The 19,091-nt window shown below is 38.1% G+C and carries 23 protein-coding genes; 17 read left to right on the top strand and 6 right to left on the bottom strand.

Features of this window, described 5'->3' with window-relative positions; translation table 11 throughout:
- Nucleotides 1-200: 200 nt before the first annotated feature.
- The gene (gene lipA, locus AC4NPH_RS21170; protein ID WP_013059637.1) at nt 201-1,100 is read left to right on the top strand and encodes a lipoyl synthase; all 900 of its coding nucleotides are present in this window, start codon (nt 201-203) and stop codon (nt 1,098-1,100) included.
- A 38-nt stretch (nt 1,101-1,138) separates the two neighbouring features.
- Here lipA and AC4NPH_RS21165 read toward each other — a convergent pair whose 3' ends face one another.
- Nucleotides 1,139-1,780, bottom strand: a complete 642-nt coding sequence (locus tag AC4NPH_RS21165; protein ID WP_013059636.1) for a YhcN/YlaJ family sporulation lipoprotein — start codon at nt 1,778-1,780, stop codon at nt 1,139-1,141.
- 196 nt (nt 1,781-1,976) lie between these two features.
- Between AC4NPH_RS21165 and AC4NPH_RS21160 the strand changes: the two genes are divergently transcribed.
- The gene (locus AC4NPH_RS21160) at nt 1,977-2,252 is read left to right on the top strand and encodes a YutD family protein (protein WP_013059635.1); all 276 of its coding nucleotides are present in this window, start codon (nt 1,977-1,979) and stop codon (nt 2,250-2,252) included.
- Between the two features lie 48 nt (nt 2,253-2,300).
- On the opposite strand, the gene AC4NPH_RS21155 is transcribed toward AC4NPH_RS21160, so the two are convergent.
- The gene (locus AC4NPH_RS21155) at nt 2,301-2,567 is read right to left on the bottom strand and encodes a DUF3055 domain-containing protein (protein ID WP_013059634.1); all 267 of its coding nucleotides are present in this window, start codon (nt 2,565-2,567) and stop codon (nt 2,301-2,303) included.
- A 161-nt stretch (nt 2,568-2,728) separates the two neighbouring features.
- Between AC4NPH_RS21155 and AC4NPH_RS21150 the strand changes: the two genes are divergently transcribed.
- Both AC4NPH_RS21150 and AC4NPH_RS21145 read left to right on the top strand, forming a co-directional pair.
- The gene (locus AC4NPH_RS21150; protein ID WP_013059633.1) at nt 2,729-3,166 is read left to right on the top strand and encodes a DUF86 domain-containing protein; all 438 of its coding nucleotides are present in this window, start codon (nt 2,729-2,731) and stop codon (nt 3,164-3,166) included.
- Between the two features lie 74 nt (nt 3,167-3,240).
- Nucleotides 3,241-4,011, top strand: a complete 771-nt coding sequence (locus tag AC4NPH_RS21145; protein WP_491938920.1) for a TIGR01457 family HAD-type hydrolase — start codon at nt 3,241-3,243, stop codon at nt 4,009-4,011.
- A gap of 36 nt (nt 4,012-4,047) precedes the next feature.
- Here the strand turns inward: AC4NPH_RS21145 and AC4NPH_RS21140 are convergent, their stop codons facing one another.
- The gene (locus AC4NPH_RS21140; RefSeq protein WP_013059631.1) at nt 4,048-4,548 is read right to left on the bottom strand and encodes a phosphatidylglycerophosphatase A family protein; all 501 of its coding nucleotides are present in this window, start codon (nt 4,546-4,548) and stop codon (nt 4,048-4,050) included.
- Between the two features lie 176 nt (nt 4,549-4,724).
- On the opposite strand from AC4NPH_RS21140, the gene yutH reads away from it, so the two are divergent.
- The 5 genes from yutH (at nt 4,725) to thrB (ending at nt 10,344) form a co-directional block, all read left to right on the top strand.
- Nucleotides 4,725-5,726 (top strand): spore coat putative kinase YutH, encoded by a 1,002-nt coding sequence (gene yutH, locus AC4NPH_RS21135; protein ID WP_013059630.1) that lies wholly within the window; start codon nt 4,725-4,727, stop codon nt 5,724-5,726.
- Nucleotides 5,727-5,843: 117 nt separating this feature from the next.
- Nucleotides 5,844-6,833 carry a 2-hydroxyacid dehydrogenase gene (locus AC4NPH_RS21130; protein ID WP_013059629.1) on the top strand — a complete coding sequence of 330 codons (990 nt, stop codon included), beginning with the start codon at nt 5,844-5,846 and terminating at the stop codon, nt 6,831-6,833.
- A gap of 240 nt (nt 6,834-7,073) precedes the next feature.
- Nucleotides 7,074-8,375, top strand: coding sequence for a homoserine dehydrogenase (locus tag AC4NPH_RS21125; protein WP_013059628.1), 1,302 nt, complete (start codon nt 7,074-7,076; stop codon nt 8,373-8,375).
- On the top strand, nt 8,375-9,436 hold the full coding sequence (gene thrC / locus AC4NPH_RS21120; protein ID WP_025752680.1) for a threonine synthase: 1,062 nt from the start codon (nt 8,375-8,377) through the stop codon (nt 9,434-9,436). The genes AC4NPH_RS21125 and thrC overlap by 1 nt, the downstream gene beginning before the upstream one ends.
- Nucleotides 9,430-10,344: a homoserine kinase gene (thrB, locus tag AC4NPH_RS21115; RefSeq protein WP_013059626.1), complete on the top strand. Its 915-nt coding sequence runs from the start codon at nt 9,430-9,432 to the stop codon at nt 10,342-10,344. The genes thrC and thrB overlap by 7 nt, the downstream gene beginning before the upstream one ends.
- 89 nt (nt 10,345-10,433) lie before the next feature.
- Here thrB and AC4NPH_RS21110 read toward each other — a convergent pair whose 3' ends face one another.
- Nucleotides 10,434-10,664, bottom strand: a complete 231-nt coding sequence (locus AC4NPH_RS21110; RefSeq protein WP_013059625.1) for a NifU family protein — start codon at nt 10,662-10,664, stop codon at nt 10,434-10,436.
- 193 nt (nt 10,665-10,857) lie between these two features.
- Between AC4NPH_RS21110 and AC4NPH_RS21105 the strand changes: the two genes are divergently transcribed.
- Nucleotides 10,858-11,184: a YuzD family protein gene (locus AC4NPH_RS21105; protein WP_013059624.1), complete on the top strand. Its 327-nt coding sequence runs from the start codon at nt 10,858-10,860 to the stop codon at nt 11,182-11,184.
- A gap of 43 nt (nt 11,185-11,227) precedes the next feature.
- Here the strand turns inward: AC4NPH_RS21105 and AC4NPH_RS21100 are convergent, their stop codons facing one another.
- The gene (locus AC4NPH_RS21100) at nt 11,228-12,292 is read right to left on the bottom strand and encodes an NAD(P)/FAD-dependent oxidoreductase (RefSeq protein WP_013059623.1); all 1,065 of its coding nucleotides are present in this window, start codon (nt 12,290-12,292) and stop codon (nt 11,228-11,230) included.
- Nucleotides 12,293-12,674: 382 nt separating this feature from the next.
- On the opposite strand from AC4NPH_RS21100, the gene AC4NPH_RS21095 reads away from it, so the two are divergent.
- From AC4NPH_RS21095 to AC4NPH_RS21080, 4 genes are all read left to right on the top strand, one after another.
- Nucleotides 12,675-12,914, top strand: coding sequence for a YuzB family protein (locus AC4NPH_RS21095; protein WP_013059622.1), 240 nt, complete (start codon nt 12,675-12,677; stop codon nt 12,912-12,914).
- 301 nt (nt 12,915-13,215) lie between these two features.
- A complete protein-coding gene (gene dapF / locus AC4NPH_RS21090; RefSeq protein WP_013059621.1) occupies nt 13,216-14,070 on the top strand; it encodes a diaminopimelate epimerase in 855 nt (284 codons plus the stop codon).
- A 75-nt stretch (nt 14,071-14,145) separates the two neighbouring features.
- Nucleotides 14,146-14,511, top strand: a complete 366-nt coding sequence (locus AC4NPH_RS21085; RefSeq protein ID WP_013059620.1) for a HesB/IscA family protein — start codon at nt 14,146-14,148, stop codon at nt 14,509-14,511.
- Nucleotides 14,512-14,660: 149 nt separating this feature from the next.
- On the top strand, nt 14,661-15,179 hold the full coding sequence (locus AC4NPH_RS21080) for a hypothetical protein (protein WP_013059619.1): 519 nt from the start codon (nt 14,661-14,663) through the stop codon (nt 15,177-15,179).
- Between the two features lie 26 nt (nt 15,180-15,205).
- Here the strand turns inward: AC4NPH_RS21080 and AC4NPH_RS21075 are convergent, their stop codons facing one another.
- On the bottom strand, nt 15,206-16,198 hold the full coding sequence (locus AC4NPH_RS21075; protein WP_013059618.1) for an NAD(P)/FAD-dependent oxidoreductase: 993 nt from the start codon (nt 16,196-16,198) through the stop codon (nt 15,206-15,208).
- 493 nt (nt 16,199-16,691) lie between these two features.
- Between AC4NPH_RS21075 and AC4NPH_RS21070 the strand changes: the two genes are divergently transcribed.
- From AC4NPH_RS21070 to spsC, 3 genes are all read left to right on the top strand, one after another.
- The gene (locus AC4NPH_RS21070) at nt 16,692-17,906 is read left to right on the top strand and encodes an NAD(P)/FAD-dependent oxidoreductase (RefSeq protein WP_025752690.1); all 1,215 of its coding nucleotides are present in this window, start codon (nt 16,692-16,694) and stop codon (nt 17,904-17,906) included.
- A gap of 122 nt (nt 17,907-18,028) precedes the next feature.
- Nucleotides 18,029-18,352, top strand: a complete 324-nt coding sequence (locus AC4NPH_RS21065) for a YuiB family protein (RefSeq protein WP_013059616.1) — start codon at nt 18,029-18,031, stop codon at nt 18,350-18,352.
- Between the two features lie 81 nt (nt 18,353-18,433).
- Nucleotides 18,434-19,081, top strand: a complete 648-nt coding sequence (gene spsC, locus AC4NPH_RS21060) for a stationary phase survival protein SpsC (RefSeq protein ID WP_041816630.1) — start codon at nt 18,434-18,436, stop codon at nt 19,079-19,081.
- Nucleotides 19,082-19,091: the final 10 nt, after the last annotated feature.

Raw genomic sequence — 19,091 nt, 5'->3', positions numbered from 1 at the left:
AAGATAAATGGAAATTATACGGAGGATGAAAACGCACACATTTGAATGGGAAATAGAAGAAAACTGAGGAAAATAAAGAGCAGACAACTTGTCGAATCTCACTTTTTTATGATAAAGTGACATATAGTTATGTTTTTAATATGTAGTTAAAATTAAGCATATAGGTTATAGACATTTTCTAGATTGGTGGAGTTGATAATATGGCAACAAAAGAAGAGCATGTCCGCAAACCCGAGTGGCTGAAGATTAAGCTAAACACAAACGAAAATTACACAGGCTTAAAGAAAATGATGCGTGAGAAAAACCTTCATACAGTTTGTGAAGAAGCAAGATGTCCGAATATTCATGAGTGTTGGGCTGTTCGTCGTACGGCAACTTTTATGATTTTAGGAGAAGTATGTACACGTGCCTGTCGTTTTTGCGCGGTTAAGACAGGTTTACCAACAGAATTAGATTTAGAAGAGCCAGAACGCGTAGCGGATTCTGTTCAGCTAATGAACTTAAAACATGCGGTTATTACAGTAGTAGCTCGCGATGATTTAAAAGACGGAGGAGCAAGCGTATTAGCTGAAACAATTCGTGCGATTCGTCGTAAAAATCCATTCACAACAATTGAAGTATTGCCTTCTGATATGGGCGGTGTGGAAGAGAACTTACGTATTGTAATGGACGCACGTCCTGATATTTTAAATCATAATATTGAAACAGTACGCAGCCTTACACCTCGTGTTCGTGCTCGTGCTAAATATGAGCGTTCTCTTGAGTTCCTTCGCCGTGCAAAAGAAATGCAGCCGGATATCCCTACGAAATCAAGTATCATGCTTGGTCTAGGAGAAACAAAAGAAGAAATTATTGAAACGATGGATGATTTGCGTGCGAATAATGTAGATATTATGACGCTAGGCCAATATCTACAGCCAACTAAAAAGCACATAAAAGTTCAAAAATATTACCATCCAAATGAGTTCGAAGAGCTAAAAGAAATTGCATTATCAAAAGGATTCAGCCATGTTGAAGCAGGTCCTCTTGTACGTTCTTCTTACCATGCAGATGAGCAAGTTAACGCTGCTGCAAAAAACAAAGCGCAAGAAAGCAAATAAGGTAAAAAAGGTGATGATATGCTCATCACCTTTTTTGTTTATTCCACCATATCTTTGTCCGTCATCGGTTCATTCAATTCGTTTTTCTCTCTTCCATTTGCATCTTCTCCGCCGTTCATTTTACGCCCTTGGGGAGATTTCAGCATTTGTTGAATAACAGCATCGATTCGTTTTCTAGCATCATTCGTTTGCGTATTCATTTCACTGATATTTTCGATTTGGTCCATCTGTTTCGGATTATCTGAGACGTATACATGATAATAACGAGGAACTACAGACATAGCTGTACGTTTTACCTGATCGGCTGCGTTATTCCGGTTTTTAGCATCTGTTTTATAAGCAACAAGCACATCTTTATCGGTTACTAGCGTAGCGGCTTGCTTAATATTTGGTATAGCGGTGCTCAGTTTACTAATATTGTCGGCTGCTTCTTCTCGATTAAATGTTCCTACTTGGTTCATATTGGAATTTTGTTCATTTGTGTTTTTAGTGTATCGAACATATCCATAATTTGTGCCGCTATTATTATTTGGATTATAATAATGATTAGGCTCGTTTACATTAATGGCATCTGGGTTGTTTGGTGATAAATTTTCATTTTCAGCTGTGTTTTTATTTTGACAGCCAATGGTTAAAATACTTGTTATCAAAGCGATTCCAAGAATAGATTTCTTCACCATTTCCACCTCCTGTAGTTAAATATCGTACGCCAGGTAAACCGGCGAACCTTCATGTGGAGCATAAAAGATCAGTAGGTATACCGATAAAACTCCTACAGGATTAGAGTGCTGCTTATACGTGAAAAATTTCATGTTAATTGATGGTTTCATCATCATAATTATGGTATGGTAAATTTTAAGAGAAGAGGTGTGAGCAATGGTCTGTATCAATAATATTTGTTATGAAGTATTAAAAGATGAGCGCGAGGCATTTAATGAAGAGGCGTTTAGAGGTCGCTTTATTGACGTGCTGAGCCGCTATGACTATATTGTGGGAGATTGGGGATACAATCAGCTTCGGCTGCGAGGCTTTTTTGATGACCGAAATCAAAAGGCAACGTATGATACGAAGATTAGTACGCTTCAAGACTATTTACATGAATATTGTAATTTTGGCTGTGCGTATTTTGTCTTAAAAAAAGTCCATAAGTAAAAAAAGGCAAGCCGAAGACACTAATTGTCCTTCATGCTGCCTTTTTTTTTAGATGATTTCATATAAAAATTCGCGAAGTTCCTGACCGTCTTCACTGTTTAATTTAAATACTTCTTCAAGATAGTTTGGTTCTTCAAGGTCATCTTGTCCAATGATGGCAAAGCGTCCTCCTTGAATATCAAGAACAACTTGTTTGCCATAATAACGGTCGGTTTGGATAATAGCTAAATCAAATCGTTGGTTTTCGCCCATAAAGCTGACAAATCGGGTCTTTGTAGATACAACATCGTCATATAGATAAAAGCGTTCGCTCATAGGTATACTCCTTTCATAGGTTGTATTTGTATCATATCAAATAAGGTCAAAAACAAAAATGAATTTATCAAATGGATAATGGGTCATGATAAAATAGAACAGGAACCCCGTTTGTTTATGAAAAAGATTTATAGAGAGCTGACAACTAGGGAGGAAATAATATGTACTTTGTAGATCGTGAAAAAATAGAAGCCACGCTTGTTTTTTTTGATGAACACGTTCGCTTGTTTGCTGAGCATTCGAGCTGGAACACAGAAATAGAGAAAAAGGCATTAGAGAGAATTGTACACCTTTTAATTGAAAACGTTTTAGATGTAGGAAATGCAATGATTGATGGGTTTATTATGAGAGATCCAGGCAGTTACGACGATATCATTGACATTTTAGTTGATGAGAAAGTGGTTAAAAAAGAGGAAGAAACGCCATTAAAAGAGATCGTTCAATTGCGTAAAACCCTTGTTCAAGAATATGTGGATGTTAATCATCAGGATATTTATCAAAAAGTGATGCAGCATAAAGACGTACTGGCAGCATTTTCAGAGCGCGTAAGGACATATCTAGAGACAGAGTTAGGGCCTGTGTCTGCTTTTCGTAACTAAAGGCAAGCAAGTTGTAGTTGTATAAAAAATAAGCTATGATTTCAAGTATGAGACTTGAAAGGAGATCACACAACATGAAGGAATATAAAGGATATTTGATTGATTTAGACGGAACAATGTACAAAGGAACAGAGCTAATTGCCGAGGCGCGTGATTTTGTTATTAAATTAAAGGAAAAAGGAATTCCTTATTTATTTGTAACAAACAACTCTACAAAAACGCCTGATAAAGTAGCTGAAAAGCTAGAGGCATTTGGCATTCCTGCAACAGAAGAGCAAGTTTTTACAACGAGCCAGGCAACAGCTAATTATTTACACGAACGCAAAGCAAACGCTTCAGCTTATGTAATTGGTGGAGAAGGAATCCGACATGCGCTGCTTGAAAAAGGATTTACCATTGAAGAGGAAGATACGGATTTCGTAGTTGTTGGTTTGGATCAGGAAATTACATATGAAAAATTAGCAAAAGCATGTTTAAACGTTCGAAACGGCGCCTTTTTTGTTTCAACGAACGGAGATATTGCGATTCCTACTGAAAGAGGCTTACTGCCTGGTAATGGATCTATCACGTCCGTTATTACGGTTTCTACTCAAACAAATCCAGTATTTATTGGCAAACCAGAAAGTATTATTATGGAGCAAGCCCTTGAAGTCATCGGTACGCCAAAAGAAGAAACAATCATGATTGGTGATTACTATGATACAGATATTTTAGCAGGGATGAATGCAGGCTTAGATGCATTATTAGTCCATACAGGGGTAACAACAAGAGAGTTACTAGAAGGATATGAGAAAAAGCCAACTTATACGGTAGATTCACTAAAAGAGTGGATGGAGAGAATTTAAAAAGCTGTCAATTGACAGCTTTTTTTGTTTTTTAACCTATTCTTGACTGGCAGCCCGGTGCGCTAACCGGCTAGAAGCAGCAGCGGCAATTGCGCCTACTAAATCATCTAAGAAAGTGTGGCACTCTCCAGTCGATTTATCGTTTAATCGTTCTAGAATACCCGGCTTTTGTTTATCAATATACCCGTAATTGGTAAAGCCGATTGATCCGTACACATTTACAATCGATAATGCTAAAATCTCGTCGATACCGTATAAACCTTCGTCTTTCTCAAGAATATCCAACAGAGGCGGCTCAATCACTTTTTTTTCTGTGAGGACATCTAGTTGAATACCCGTTAAAATAGCATTTTGAACTTCTCGTTTAGAAATGACGCGCTCAACGTTATATAAACAGTCTTCAATTGTTAAGTTTGGGTGATACTTTTTTTGCAAGTAATAGACCAGTTCAGCAATGTCTGTAAGAGCCACGCCGCGTTCTATTAACCATTCTCTTGCTTTTTTTTCTAACTCACTTTGTGTATGTTTTTTCTCCAAGTATCATCACCTGTTTTCTATATATTTTTAAGTCTAAAGTTGTTTCATACTACTAACCCGGAGTAAATAACTATAAATGGTGTATTTCTAATCTATTCATTCCTCCGTAAATATTATGACAAGTAATGTTGTTTTCCATCATATAATTTCTTGAATGAATGAAGAGAGGGATTAAAATGATACAAACCATTTATGAGCATTACGGATTACGTCCAAATGAATTTATGCCCGTTGGTAAATTTGAAGGTTTCCAGTATCGAGATATTTTATATACAATCATTAATGTAAAGCAAATGGAACAAGACGAGTTAAATGAACTATATCAAATGAGTCAATTTCTGATGGGCCAAGGTGATCGCCATGTGGCAACATTTATGCCTAATTTGAATGGTGAAATGATTACAGAAACTGAAACTGAAAAATTTATCATTTGCCGCTGTCTTGCGGAAGAGAAAAACCCCAACTTTTCACCTGGGCACGAGCTAGCTGTTTTTCATCAAAAAGGGAGGCTATTTCCTTATGAAGTGGAAAAAGCAAACCGGCTAGGGCAATGGAAGTCCATGTGGGAGAAGCGTCTCGACCAGATGGAGCAATTTTGGTATGGAAGATTACGTGCTTTGCCTAATCAAGAGATGGAAAAACGTTTTTTAGAAACTTTTCCTTATTACCTAGGATTAACGGAAAATGCTATTCAATACCTAGTAGACACGGAAATTGACGATTTGCCTCGTTCAGTTGACGCTGCGACGATTTGTCATCATCGGTTCGGGCAAAAAACATGGGGGGAAGACTACGTTTACAAGCTCCCAGCAGATTGGGTCTTTGATCATCCGAGCAGAGATATAGCTGAATATATAAGGGAACAATATTTATTAACATACGCTGTCGATGAAAGGCACATGCATCAGTTTTTAAGTGAATACGAAAAGGTAAATCCGCTTTCTTCTTTTTCATGGAGACTGTTATATGCTAGACTTCTTTTTCCCGTTCATTATTTTGAGGTCATTGAAGGGTATTACAGTGTACAAGATGAGCGGCAAAAACAAAAGTATTATGAGAAGCTGGAAGGAGTATTAGCTCATTCTTCTCACTACGAAGCTTTTCTGAAGCGCTTTTACCAGTCGGTGGGTATCTCAACGTCTCGTTATCACATTCCTGAATTAACATGGATTCATTAAAAAGCGATTACTATAGAATATGATAAAATAGAAAAATAGGTGTTGGATAATCCAAACCTGTTTTTCTATTTTGTTTTTGTGCATGCAGTTTAAAAAGGATAAAGAGGTGACGTACATATGGACAAGCCGTTTGTATTTATTACGAGAAAAATACCGAATGAATTAATCGAACCTTTAAAGGCAGTAGCGAATGTGGAAATGTGGGATAAAGAAGATGAGGCAGTCCCTCATGAGCTGCTTTGTGAAAAAGCTAAGCACGCACATGCTCTATTAACAATGCTTTCAGATCGTATTGACAGTGAATTGCTTACCCAAGCTCCTCATTTAAAGCTTGTAGCTAACTTGGCGGTCGGATTTGATAATATTGACGTAGAAGCGGCAACTGAACGAGGAATTATCGTTTCTAATACCCCCGATGTTTTATCTGATACAACAGCAGATTTAACGTTTGGTTTATTAATGAGTGTAGCTAGACGTTTAGTAGAAGCTGCTGGATATGTGAAAGAAAATCAGTGGAAAAGCTGGAGTCCATTTTTGTTAGCGGGTAGAGATGTTCATCATAAAACATTAGGTATTGTTGGAATGGGGAAAATTGGAGAGACGCTTGGGAAACGTGCTACAGGTTTTGATATGGAAATCTTGTACCACAATCGAAGCCGCAACCTTCAAGCAGAAAAAAAGCTCAATGCAGTTTACTGTGAGTTAAATGAGCTGCTTGAACGATCTGATTTTGTTGTTTGTTTGACACCGTTAACGGACGAAACCAAACATTTATTTAATGCTTCAGCATTTGAACAGATGAAAACAACTGCGATTTTTATTAATGCTTCAAGAGGAGCAGTGGTTGATGAGCAAGCATTGTTACATGCGGTTCAATCCGGGGAAATTGCTGGAGCTGGCTTGGATGTATTCGATCAAGAGCCTATTTCTGCTTCTCACCCTCTTCTTCAATTGCCTAATGTTGTAGCTCTTCCTCATATCGGCAGTGCGAGTATCGAAACGCGCACGGAAATGATTTCTTTATGTGTTAAAAACATTAAAGCAGTACTTACAAATGAGTCTCCCATTACAATTGTAAATAAAGAAGCGTTTGCGAAAAAATCATAACAGAAAAAGGCAATTTCATTTCGGTGAAATTGTCTTTTTTTATTAAAAAACAGTGAGAGCCATGTTATGATAATAAAATGAAATATTTTAAAAATTTACATTTATCTTTATATACCAATTTTTTTAACGAGTTTACGAGAAAAGATGGCAAGTAAACCTTGTAAAAAAGAAAAATAAGGTCTATAATGTCCTCTATAAGAGAACAAATGTATACGTAGAAAGAACACAGAGGTGAGGAATATGACAAAAAGTATTTCAGTAGGATTATTAGGGTTAGGAACGGTAGGAAGCGGAGTAGTCAAAATTATTGAAAATCATCAGGATAAATTAAGTCATCAAGTCGGGTGTCCTGTAGAAGTTAAAAAAGTAGTAGTTAAAGATATTGATAAGAAACGTGACGTAGAAATCAGTGAAGATAAATTAACAACGAATGTTGAAGACGTTTTACATAACGCGGAGATTGACGTTGTCATTGAAGTAATGGGTGGCGTTGAAGAAACAAGAGATTATATCTTAACAGCCCTTCGTAATAAAAAGCATGTTGTAACGGCAAACAAAGATTTGATGGCAGTTTACGGCTCAGAATTGTTAACAGTAGCTTCTGAAAATAACTGTGATTTATTTTATGAAGCAAGTGTAGCAGGCGGTATTCCAATTCTTCGTGGATTAGCAGATGGATTAGCATCTGATCGTATTACCAAAATGATGGGAATTGTAAATGGTACAACAAACTTCATTTTAACGAAAATGACAAAAGAAGGAAGCGCTTATGATGAAGTGTTAAAAGAAGCGCAGGATTTAGGATATGCTGAAGCGGATCCCACTTCTGACGTAGGTGGTTTAGATGCTGCTCGCAAAATGGCAATCTTGGCTACACTAGGATTTTCAATGAAAATTGACTTGGACGATGTTCGTGTTCAAGGTATTACAGAAGTAACGGAAGAAGACTTGCAATATAGTAAACAATTAGGCTATACGATGAAACTGATTGGATATGCACATCGTGACGGCGACAATGTAGAAGTTAGTGTTCAGCCAACTCTTTTAGCAGACACACATCCTCTTGCTTCAGTAAGCGATGAGTACAATGCTGTATATGTATACGGAGAAGCTGTTGGAGAAACGATGTTTTATGGACCGGGGGCAGGAAGCCTGCCAACTGCCACTGCTGTCGTATCAGATTTAGTAGGTGTTATGAAAAACATGCGTTTAGGTGTGAATGGTAAAAGTGCGGTAACGCCTCAGTATCCAAAACAGTTAAAAGCAGAAGATGAAATGTTCTCGAAGCATTTCTTACGTATTCATGTTAAAGATCAAGTTGGAGCATTTGCAAAATTAACAACACTATTTTCAGAGCGTGGCGTGAGCTTCGAAAAAATTATTCAACTTCCTGTGAAAGGAAGCGAATTAGCTGAGATTGTTGTTGTTACACACAAAACATCTCAAAAAGATTATGAGGAAATCCTTCAGCAGCTTCGGGATTTACCAATTGTAGAAAATGTAAAAAGCAGTTACCGCGTAGAGGGAGTTGGCACAGTATGATGTGGAAAGGTCTATTAGCTGAATATAAAGAGTTTTTACCTGTAACAGAGAAAACACCTATGCTTACACTACATGAAGGAAATACACCTTTAATTCATCTCGCTCATTTATCAAAAGAGCTAGGCATTGATTTACATGTGAAAGTAGAAGGGTTAAATCCAACGGGGTCATTTAAAGACCGCGGAATGGTAATGGCTGTAGCAAAAGCCAAAGAAGAAGGAAGTAATACGGTTATTTGTGCATCTACAGGTAACACATCCGCAGCTGCAGCAGCTTATGCATCACGCGCTGGCATGCGCTGTATCGTTGTTATTCCAAATGGAAAAATTGCGATGGGGAAATTAGCTCAAGCTGTTATGTATGGTGCAGAAATTGTAGCAATTGAAGGAAACTTTGACCAAGCGCTTTCTATGGTTCGTAAGCTGAGTGAAACATCACCGGTTGCACTTGTAAACTCTGTAAACCCATATCGTATTGAAGGGCAAAAAACAGCTTCTTTCGAGATTTGTGAACAGCTTGGAAAAGCGCCTGACGTTTTAGCTATCCCAGTGGGGAATGCAGGGAATATTACAGCTTACTGGAAAGGATTCAAAGAATACAGTGAGCGTCACCAAACGTCTCTTCCTCACATGCACGGGTTTGAAGCAGAAGGTGCAGCCGCGATCGTGCGTAATCAAGTTATCGAAAATCCAGAAACAATTGCAACGGCTATTCGAATCGGAAATCCAGCAAGCTGGGATTATGCTGTAAACGCAGCAAAAGAATCAAACGGAAAAATTGATGAAGTAACAGATGAACAAATCTTAGAAGCATATCGTACAATTGCACGCAAAGAAGGTGTATTTGCAGAGCCAGGTTCTTGCGCTTCAATAGCTGGTGTGTTTAAAGATGTAGCTTCTGGTAAAATTGCAAAGGGTTCAACGGTTGTAGCTGTATTAACAGGTAACGGATTAAAAGATCCAAACGTAGCAATCGATGCTCATAATGTAAAGCCAGTGGTTTTACCAAATGATGAAGAAAAGGTATTTGAGTATATCCAAGGTGTCGTTGCTTCATGCTAGAAAATGAGCGTTTTGTCATTACGGTCCCAGCTAGCTCTGCTAATTTAGGGCCAGGATTTGATTCCATTGGAGTGGCTTTATCTCGTTACTTAAGATTAACAGTAGAGCGTCATGAGGAATGGATTTTTATCCCTGAAACGAAAGAAGTGCAAAGTATTCCTACAGGTACAGATAACTTAATGTATGAAGTGGCACAAGACGTGGCTCGTCAATTTAACATTGATCTTCCAAGTGCGAAGGTCTCTGTTTGGAGCAACATTCCATTAGCAAGGGGACTTGGAAGCAGCGCATCGGCTATCGTAGCTGGAATCGAGCTGGCTAATGTACTGTGTGACTTGCGTTTATCAAAAAGAGAAAAGCTTCGCATCAGCAGCTTAATGGAAGGACATCCCGATAACGTCAGCCCGTCTATTTACGGCGGAATCGTTGTTGGTTACCATCATGAAAATGAAACATATATTGCTCAAATACCTGAATTTGATGTCGATATCGTGATGGCTATTCCAGAATATGAATTAAAAACAACCGATGCTCGTGATGTGCTGCCTTCGGATATTAATTATCGCCACGCAGTAGAAGCTGGGGCAATAGGGAACATGCTAGTAGCGGCCCTGTTAAATAAAGATTTACCTCTGGTAGGCGAATTTATGGAGAAAGATTTATATCACGAACCTTATCGTATGAGGCTCGTGCCAGAGCTTTCTCTTGTGCGAAAAGAAGCAAAAGCTCTGGGCGCATACGGTGTGTCACTAAGCGGAGCCGGTCCGAGTGTATTATGTTTAGCACCAAAAGGAAAAGGAAAAGCGATTGCTGAACATATGTATGCTTTACTGCCGAACTGCGAAATAGATGTTTTACAAATTGATCGCAAAGGTGTATTTGTAGAAGCTGAAGTCACAACGAGTTAATAAAAAAATCCTCATTCATTTGAATGAGGATTTTTCATTCGCAAGCCCCAATAAAATGGGAGGTTGCTTTTATAATAAAATCAAAGAGATTAGAATACTTGTTCTACTTCAACTACACCAGGTACTTCTTCTAAAAGGGCACGTTCGATACCAGCTTTTAGCGTGATTGTTGAACTTGGGCAGCTTCCGCAAGCGCCTAAAAGACGTAACTTTACAATACCATCCTCTACGTCTACTAGCTCACAGTCTCCACCGTCGCGAAGTAAAAACGGACGAAGTTTTTCTAATACTTCTTGAACTTGCTCGTGCATTTCTGACATAACTATCGACTCCTTTCTTCTACTCTTATTATAAACGGTCTTTCATGAAAAATCTATCGGAGTATACATCGTAATGTTACCTTAAAAGAAAAAGATGTGCAATGAATCAGTTTTGTGTAAAATAGTATTCATAATGAAGTAAAAGTGTGAATAATCGTACAGTTTGTATGTAAAGATTCAAGGGGGATGTGCTATGCAATCAACTGAGGTAGAAGTGTGTATTTATGGAGCTGAAATTGTTTGTGCAAGCTGTGTTAATCTGCCGTCTTCAAAAGACACCTATGATTGGCTAGAGGCAGCGATTTCTCGCAAATATCCGAACCAACCGTTTGCTATCACATATGTAGATATAAACGAGCCGCATACGGATCCGGAAAAAGCAGCCTTTGCCAAGCGTGTGATTGAAGAAGATTTATTCTATCCTGTAGTGGTTATTAATGGAGAAATTGTTGGGGAAGGCAATCCGAAATTAAAGCGCGTATTTGAGGAAATGGAGAAGTATGGTTTCTGCGCATCATAATGAAAAAAGCCGTTAGATTGTCAGTCATCTAACGGCTTTTATTTTATCCACTGTGGTGTTTATACATCCAAAGAATACCTGATTTTAATAATCGAGCTACGCGTCCTGTAATTGGACGTTCGGCAACTAAGCCAAATCCATGCTTTTTGCCTAATGAACCAAGTATGCCTTTTAATTTAATAGTTGGCAATTCATCTGGAAGCGCTTCGCCTTTCCAGCGGTGAAGAAGTACTTGCACAATTTGTTCAGCCTGACCTTCTGCAAGCTGAGCACTTGGTGCATGCGGTAGGCTTGCACAATCACCTAAAATGTAGACATTTTCATCGTCAGGCAAGTTATGGTATTTCGTTAATACGACGCGTCCTTGAGGATCTTTTTCTACGTCTAAATCGCGTACCACTTTATTTGGCTGGATACCTGCTGTCCACACGATTGCATCGCTTTGAATGGGCTCATCATGATTATAAAGAATGTTCGGTTCTACTTTTGTAATATTAGCACTATTTACGATTTCAACACCGTTTGAAGTAAACCAAGTTTGAACGTAATTACTTAAACGTTCTGGGAAAGCAGATAAAATTAATTTACCGCGGTCAAATAAGATGATTTTTAAATCCGGGCGGCTTTCTCTTAGCTCGCTTGCTAGTTCTACTCCGCTTAATCCAGCTCCTACAATTGAAACAGTAGCGTGGGCCGGCAAGTTGTTTAATGTCTGATAAGTTGCTCGTGAAGCATCAATGGATTGAATGCTGTATGTATGCTCAAGAGCTCCGGGAACTCCATGATATTTATCTTCGCATCCGAGTCCTACAATCAGGTCATCGTAAGCGATCATTTGATCATCCACATAGACGCATTTCTCTTCCAGGTCTATGCGTTTTACACAGCCGTAGCGAATTTTTAAGCGAGGGTGTTCAGGAAAAGCAACACGAACATGCTGATCAGAGATTGTTCCAGCTGCAAGTGCATAGAATTCAGTTTTTAGTGAGTGATAAGGTGCTTTGTCAATAAGCGTTACTTCTACATCGTTAGGCAATTGATTCGGAAAAAGGCGCTGCAAAACGCGCATACCACCGTATCCGCCGCCCAGTATGACAAGGTTCTTCATGTGAATTTCCCCTTTAGCTTCATGCATTTTTGTTTTCTCTCTATTATTCTTGCTTTTAAGAATAGGAGAGTACAAATTACCGTTAATAAGGATGGTTGCCAAAAAGATATGAAAGGCTATATAAGATAACATATTTTACTTAAATAATAATTTAATATAACCTCGTTTGGTTTTCTATACATAAAAGTATAACTAAATTAATAAAAAACCACAATATGTTTCAACATAATTTCAAGCTATCCCTGTAATAAAGCTTTATTTATACGTTTTGTTGAAAAAGTCTGTGAAGCTAAGAAGCGTGCGCAAAATGAACGTGAATTTCCAAAGTTGACGTTGGAAATGAAAGGAGATAGGATAAACTAATAGTAGAGAGGTGAAAAACGTGATACAGCCAATTATTGAATTTTGCGTTAGCAATTTAGCCAGTGGTTCTCAAACAGCTTTAGAAAAGCTTGAAAAAGATCCAAATCTAGATATTATTGAATACGGATGTTTAGGTTATTGCGGGAAATGTTCACAATCTTTATTTGCCTTGGTAAACGGAGAGATTGTTACAGCGGAAACACCTGAACAGTTAGTAGATAATATTTACATTCATTTAGAAGAAAACCCAATGTTTTAAACTATCCCCGCTGTCGTATCTCTTTTTATCAGAAGAGGGACATGAGGCTAATAGAATAGATGATGTAAGCACGGCTGTCTTGCCGTGCTTTTTTATGCGTTTTTGCGCAAATATCTGCGCTTTAACCATCCTCTTTACAATCATAATGCTTCTTTTGTTTTTTAATACTCCAAAGGAGGACAAAATAAAAAACCCCTTAATCTTTATGATTAAGGAGCTAAAAAAACGGGGGATAATATTATTGTGTACAAAAGAGAATCACTTTATACTAGAGCTACATAAAAAAATAATGGGTGATAATATGAAAAAATTTCAGTTTACAAAAATGCATGCACTTGGCAACAACTATATCTACGTAAATATGTTTGAAGAACATATAGAAGAGCAAGAGTTAGCACCGCTTGCTGTAAAAGTCTCAAATGTTTATACGGGAATTGGATCGGATGGAATGATTCTTATTTGTCCATCTGAACGTGCAGATGTAAAAATGCGCGTATTTAATAATGACGGCTCGGAAGCAAAAAACTGCGGAAACGGTTTAAGATGTGTAGCTAAATATGCATATGAACATAATTTAGTAACAAGCGAAAGATTTTTTATCGAAACGCTTTCTGGAGTTGTAGAAGCAACGGTGCATCCGCAGGGAAATGAAGTTCCAGAAGTGACAATCGATATGGGAGCGCCTATTTTAGCTAGAGAACAAATTCCAATGACGGGAGCAAGCCAAGACCAGGTCGTTAATGAAGAGATGGAATTTGGAAAAGAACGGTTAAAAGGGACGGCTGTATCAATGGGAAATCCTCACGTCGTCTTTTACGTAAATGATATTGAACAAGCGCCTCTTACTACATTAGGACCCGTGGTTGAAAAAGATTCGCGTTTTCCAGAAGGAGTGAACGTTGAATTTGTCGAGGTAGTGAACGAAAGAGAGCTGAACTTTCGTGTATGGGAAAGAGGTTCGGGTATCACTCAAGCATGTGGGACAGGAGCATGCGCTGCTGTTGTTTCGTCTGTGTTAAATGAGAAGACGAAAAAAGATGCTCCTACTGTCGTACACCTCGCTGGAGGAGATTTAACGATTGTTTGGCAAAATAAAGGCAATGTATTAATGACAGGTCCAGCCAATGTGATTTGTGACGGCACGTATTATTATTAAAAAATGAAGAAGCAGACGATTTGTCGTCACAGCCATTTCGTCGTATACTAAACAAAAAAGGAGGTCTGTTTAAAAATGAGTCAAGATATCCTAACAATTACAGAAGCTGCAAGCTTTCAAATAAAAGATATGATGAAAGAACATGAAGAAGAAAATGCTTATTTACGTGTTAATGTAAATGGAGGAGGCTGTTCAGGTCTTTCTTACGGTATGGGTTTTGCTCACGAAGTAAATGAAAACGATACGCTGTTTGAACAACATGGCATTAAGATTCTTGTAGATAGCGAAAGTGCTCCAATTTTAAAAGATGTAAAAATTGATTACAAGCAATCTATGCTAGGCGGAGGGTTTACAATTGATAACCCAAACGCCATTGCAGCATGCGGCTGCGGCTCTTCTTTCCGTACAGCAAGCAACGCAGGTGCTCCTGAAGAGTGCTAAATATATTTTTATAAAGAAGCTTTCTTCACCTCATCTGGTGAAGAAAGCTTTTTTAATGAGAAATTTTTGTATGTTACATCATCTGCCAAACATGTTGACTGAATAATCAGTCTTTTTTATACTCAATAAAAAAGAGGAGATGAACGGATTTGATAGATGCGACTCGTTACGACGCGGAACAAGTAGGAGGTTACGGAAGTTTTCGCAAAAAAAACACCCTGCCTATTCTATGGAAGGGGTTTATAAACTGGTTAAAACTTGAAAGTAGGAAAATGGAGTCTAAGGATGCAAAAAGTATTCACTTCAGTGAATCGCATTTATTTGTTCAACATTTGCCTTTTTCCTCAGGTGAAGCCTGTTATCAAAACTCGTCCTCTGCGCCTCTTAACCATTCTGAACCTTACATTCGCTATTATGAAAATGCTAACGCCTCTCTGGCTGAAAGCTACGGAGCAGTTGAAGGAGAGCATATTCTGCTGATTGAACGTATTGCCGGTCAATCAGAGGTAGTAAAATATTTAAGCAAGCTCGAAGGTTTGAAGGCCTACAGGATGAGCGTAACTAGTCAAGAAGGAAACCATTCCTTTTATGAAATCTGTTTAATAAGCAGTGATGCGGAAATGATGAGTGAAATCATTCATCGAATGGTTACACCAATCCAGCAATGAAAAAAGCAGGCGAGAGCCTGCTTTTTTTATGAGAACATTGACGTACTGTGCATAGGCTGTAAGCGAGCCTTTGGATCAATGTATGCTTTAGCGTTATTAACAGCAGTCGGACCTTCGCCAAATCCTGCCACGATGAGTTTTACTTTTCCATCATATGTGCAGACATCACCTGCTGCATAGATGCCAGGAATGTTTGTTTCTTGCTTTGAGTTAACAACAATTGCATTTTTCTCTAAATCTAAGTCCCATTCTTTAATTGGACCTAGAGAAGAAACAAATCCAAAGTTTACAATAACATCATCTACGTCTACTACTGTCTTTTCTTCACCTTTTGTGTTTTCTAACACAACTTGTGTAATACGGTCATCGCCAATAAATTCAACCGGTACATAAGGCGTTTTAATATCAACTGATGAATTATGCAAGTTTTCTACGCTGTGTTCATGAGCGCGGAACTTGTCTCGGCGATGCGTTAACGTTACTTTTTCTGCGATCGGCTCTAACATAAGAGACCAGTCTACAGCAGAATCCCCGCCCCCGCATACTAGTACTTTGCGGCCTTTGAATTTATTCATATCATCCACAAAATAATGAAGGTTCGTTTGCTCGAACTGTTCTGCGTTTTCTAGCTCGATTTTACGGGGCTTAAATGCACCGTTTCCAGCCGTAATAATAATTGTTTTTGAATAGTGGACTTCAGAATTAGTAGTTAATCGAAATACACCGTCCGCTTGTTTTTCTACCTTTTCTACGGCTTGCTCTAGCGCAACTGCAGGTTTAAATTGATCCATTTGCTCTTTTAGGTTATTGACTAATTCTTGAGCCCGTACTTTTGGAAAACCAGCTACGTCATAAATATATTTTTCAGGATATAAAGCAGAAAGCTGCCCACCAAGCTGTGGCAAGCTTTCAATAATTTTTACGCTCGCTTGACGCATACCGCCATAAAATGCTGTAAATAAGCCTGTAGGGCCGCCTCCGATGATGGTAATATCATATACTTGTTTATCTTCTTTCATTTATAATCACCTCTAGATTGTTCTGTGCCAATGCATATTCTACTTTATGATAGCATAGTAAATTATAAAATATCATTAAAACACGCTGGAATGTTTGAGAAACTTTCTCAACTTAAAGATCAGTATTTGTAATCATTAACATAACCACACGTTTTGGTCAAATATAAAACTGGGTATACAGGAAAGTAATTGAAAATTTAAAAGCTTGTAAATACAAAGTGAAGGGTTGAAAAACCGATTAAAAAAGCATAAGATGTTTGTGTAAATCAAGCTAGGACTTATGCTTACATTTTTTTGAAACAGAAAAAATGTATTTTTTTAAAAAAGAACGTGAAGTGATTCACATTATTTTTCTTATATGAATAATAAATGGATAGCGATGATCGTTCTTGCTCAAACTAACATAAAAAAGCAAACCAAATAAAATTGCTCTTATCATTATATTTGTAAGACATACTTGTGACTATAACTAAAAAAGGTGGATGACATTCCTATGAAAAAGCCTAAAATCGTCATTTTGGGTGCCGGGTATGGCGGCATTATGACAATTGTTAATTTACAAAAGAAACTGGGTGCTAGTGATGCGGAAATTGTTTTGGTAAATAAAAACGATTACCATTACGAAACCACATGGCTTCATGAAGTATCAGCAGGTACAATTCATCAAGATCGCTCTCGTGTTCCTGTTAAAAATTTAATTAACACAAATAAGGTTACATTTATCAAAGACACGGTCGTAGATATTAAGTTAGATGAAAAGCGTGTTCTTCTTGAAAACAGTGAGCTAACGTACGATTATTTAGTTGTTGCTTTAGGGTATGAAGCAGAAACTTTCGGAATTAAAGGTTTAAAAGAACATGCATTTACCATTACGAGCATTAATGCAGCACGTCAAATTCGTGAGCATATTGATTATGTGTTTGCGACGTACAACAATGAAGTGGAAAAAAGAGACGAACTTCTGACAATTATTGTTGGGGGTGCTGGCTTTACCGGCATTGAATTTGTGGGAGAATTAGCAAATCGAGTCCCTCAGCTTTGCAAAGAGTTTGATATTCCGCGTGAAAAAGTACGCGTTATTTGTGTAGAAGCAGCGCCTACGGCTTTGCCAGGTTTTGATCCAGAACTTGTAGAATATGCGGTAACACAACTAGAACGAAAAGGAATCGAGTTCAAGATCGGAACAGCGATTAAAGAGTGTACAGAAGAAGGGATTATTGTATCAAAAGATGACCAAGTAGAAGAAATCAAATCAGCAACAGTTGTATGGGCTGCGGGTGTTCGAGGCAGTCACGTGATTGAAAAAGCTGGATTTGAAAACATGCGCGGGCGTGTAAAAGTAAGCAATAGCTTGCTGGCACCAGGGCATGAAGATGTGTTTGTTATTGGAGATTGTTCACTAATGATTAACCCTGAAACAGAACGTCCTTATCCGCCAACAGCTCAAATTGCTATGCAGCAAGGCGGTACCTGCGCTGAAAATATTAGCCGTTTGATGAAAGGTCAAAAAGAATTAAGCGAGTTCAAACCAGATATTAAAGGAACGGTATGTTCGTTAGGGCATGATGACGCAATTGGCGTTGTATATGGTCGAAAACTATTTGGTTCAAGCGCATCTTTTATGAAAAAAGTTGTTGATAATCGCTCGCTTTTCCTTCAAGGCGGAGCAGGTCTTGTATTGAAAAAAGGAAAATTTAATTTCTTTTAAAACAAAAAGCAAAAGGTCTTTAAGCCTTTTGCTTTTTTGGTATTAACTTACTTTTCTGTGATTGACGCCTTCATTACTCTTAAGTAAACTGAGAGTATAAAGAGTAACGGAGGCGAAAAGCAATGGAAATGAGTGTGCCTGTACTAATTATCTCCATCTTGTTGTTTTTTGTTTTGTTTTTTGGAATCGGTTTCTTATTGAATATGCTGCTTCGCATGTCTTGGATTATGGCCATTATTTATCCCGTGATTTTTATTTTTATTATTGATGATGTAAGAGCGGTTGATTACATTCAACATCCCGCTCACTCCTTTCAGCAGCTAGGGACAAAAGTGCTCTCTTTAGCTACAGCTGACATTGCGATTTTAATGGCTGGTTTTATAGGTGCACTAGCTTCAGGCATTACCATTAAATCTTTACGCACAAGAGGGTACCAAATGTTTTAAATGTAAATTCTTCTCGCAAACGAATAATTTGTTTTTATGTTGGAAACAAATAGATTCGTGAGAGGAGTTGTGGAAATCACAATGATTGGAAAAATAGCAAAGCGATTCATTATGTGCCTACTACTGGTCGGAGCGCTGTTTACAACATATGAAGCAATTACTGGCGTCCCAATAACCACAGTCATCAAATATATGCCTTTTATAAACCGTACAGGGCATCCTCTAATGAATGAAAGGCTCTTGCCATCATTTCTAAAACCACTAAGAGCTGAAGCGGCTAGCAATGACAAAGAGCGTCTGACGATTGAAGAAGCATTTGATTGGTCGCGTTATCCAACTAAGAATGTATTGGCTACGGGTTACACAGCTGGTTACGAATCAACTGGGAAAAATCCCAATCATCCAGGGTATGGTATTACATATTCGGGCGTTAAAGTAAAACGTGACTTGTATTCAACCATCGCTGCTGATTTAACCATATTTCCAATCGGCACGATCTTGTTTATTCCGGGCTATGGCTATGGAGTGGTAGCAGATAAAGGTGGGGCTATTAAAGGCAATCATCTTGATTTATATTTTGAGACTGTTTCCGATGTGTACAACATATGGGGTAAAAAAGAATTAAACGTCTATGTAGTGAAATCAGGGGACGGCCGCTTAACTGAAGAAGAGTTAACAATGCTGAATGAAAAGAAGTCGATGCAGGTTTTTCGCCAGCAGGTAAAATAAACGAGAAACA

Source organism: Priestia sp. MDV22-iso46, from assembly GCF_058629175.1.
The sequence above is the reverse complement of the archived record's forward strand: the minus strand, read 5'-3'. Positions and strand labels throughout refer to the sequence as shown.

What these genes read in the sequence shown, in the direction of transcription:
- AC4NPH_RS21100 (WP_013059623.1), bottom strand. Translation starts at nt 12,292, where the DNA reads ATGAAGAACCTTGTCATACTGGGCGGCGGATACGGTGGTATGCGCGTT.
- AC4NPH_RS21160 (WP_013059635.1), top strand. Translation starts at nt 1,977, where the DNA reads ATGGTCTGTATCAATAATATTTGTTATGAAGTATTAAAAGATGAGCGC.
- AC4NPH_RS21145 (WP_491938920.1), top strand. Translation starts at nt 3,241, where the DNA reads ATGAAGGAATATAAAGGATATTTGATTGATTTAGACGGAACAATGTAC.
- AC4NPH_RS21150 (WP_013059633.1), top strand. Translation starts at nt 2,729, where the DNA reads ATGTACTTTGTAGATCGTGAAAAAATAGAAGCCACGCTTGTTTTTTTT.
- thrC (WP_025752680.1), top strand. Translation starts at nt 8,375, where the DNA reads ATGTGGAAAGGTCTATTAGCTGAATATAAAGAGTTTTTACCTGTAACA.
- dapF (WP_013059621.1), top strand. Translation starts at nt 13,216, where the DNA reads ATGAAAAAATTTCAGTTTACAAAAATGCATGCACTTGGCAACAACTAT.
- AC4NPH_RS21065 (WP_013059616.1), top strand. Translation starts at nt 18,029, where the DNA reads ATGGAAATGAGTGTGCCTGTACTAATTATCTCCATCTTGTTGTTTTTT.
- yutH (WP_013059630.1), top strand. Translation starts at nt 4,725, where the DNA reads ATGATACAAACCATTTATGAGCATTACGGATTACGTCCAAATGAATTT.
- spsC (WP_041816630.1), top strand. Translation starts at nt 18,434, where the DNA reads ATGATTGGAAAAATAGCAAAGCGATTCATTATGTGCCTACTACTGGTC.
- lipA (WP_013059637.1), top strand. Translation starts at nt 201, where the DNA reads ATGGCAACAAAAGAAGAGCATGTCCGCAAACCCGAGTGGCTGAAGATT.
- AC4NPH_RS21125 (WP_013059628.1), top strand. Translation starts at nt 7,074, where the DNA reads ATGACAAAAAGTATTTCAGTAGGATTATTAGGGTTAGGAACGGTAGGA.
- AC4NPH_RS21105 (WP_013059624.1), top strand. Translation starts at nt 10,858, where the DNA reads ATGCAATCAACTGAGGTAGAAGTGTGTATTTATGGAGCTGAAATTGTT.
- AC4NPH_RS21110 (WP_013059625.1), bottom strand. Translation starts at nt 10,664, where the DNA reads ATGTCAGAAATGCACGAGCAAGTTCAAGAAGTATTAGAAAAACTTCGT.
- AC4NPH_RS21130 (WP_013059629.1), top strand. Translation starts at nt 5,844, where the DNA reads ATGGACAAGCCGTTTGTATTTATTACGAGAAAAATACCGAATGAATTA.
- thrB (WP_013059626.1), top strand. Translation starts at nt 9,430, where the DNA reads ATGCTAGAAAATGAGCGTTTTGTCATTACGGTCCCAGCTAGCTCTGCT.
- AC4NPH_RS21165 (WP_013059636.1), bottom strand. Translation starts at nt 1,780, where the DNA reads ATGGTGAAGAAATCTATTCTTGGAATCGCTTTGATAACAAGTATTTTA.
- AC4NPH_RS21070 (WP_025752690.1), top strand. Translation starts at nt 16,692, where the DNA reads ATGAAAAAGCCTAAAATCGTCATTTTGGGTGCCGGGTATGGCGGCATT.
- AC4NPH_RS21155 (WP_013059634.1), bottom strand. Translation starts at nt 2,567, where the DNA reads ATGAGCGAACGCTTTTATCTATATGACGATGTTGTATCTACAAAGACC.
- AC4NPH_RS21075 (WP_013059618.1), bottom strand. Translation starts at nt 16,198, where the DNA reads ATGAAAGAAGATAAACAAGTATATGATATTACCATCATCGGAGGCGGC.
- AC4NPH_RS21085 (WP_013059620.1), top strand. Translation starts at nt 14,146, where the DNA reads ATGAGTCAAGATATCCTAACAATTACAGAAGCTGCAAGCTTTCAAATA.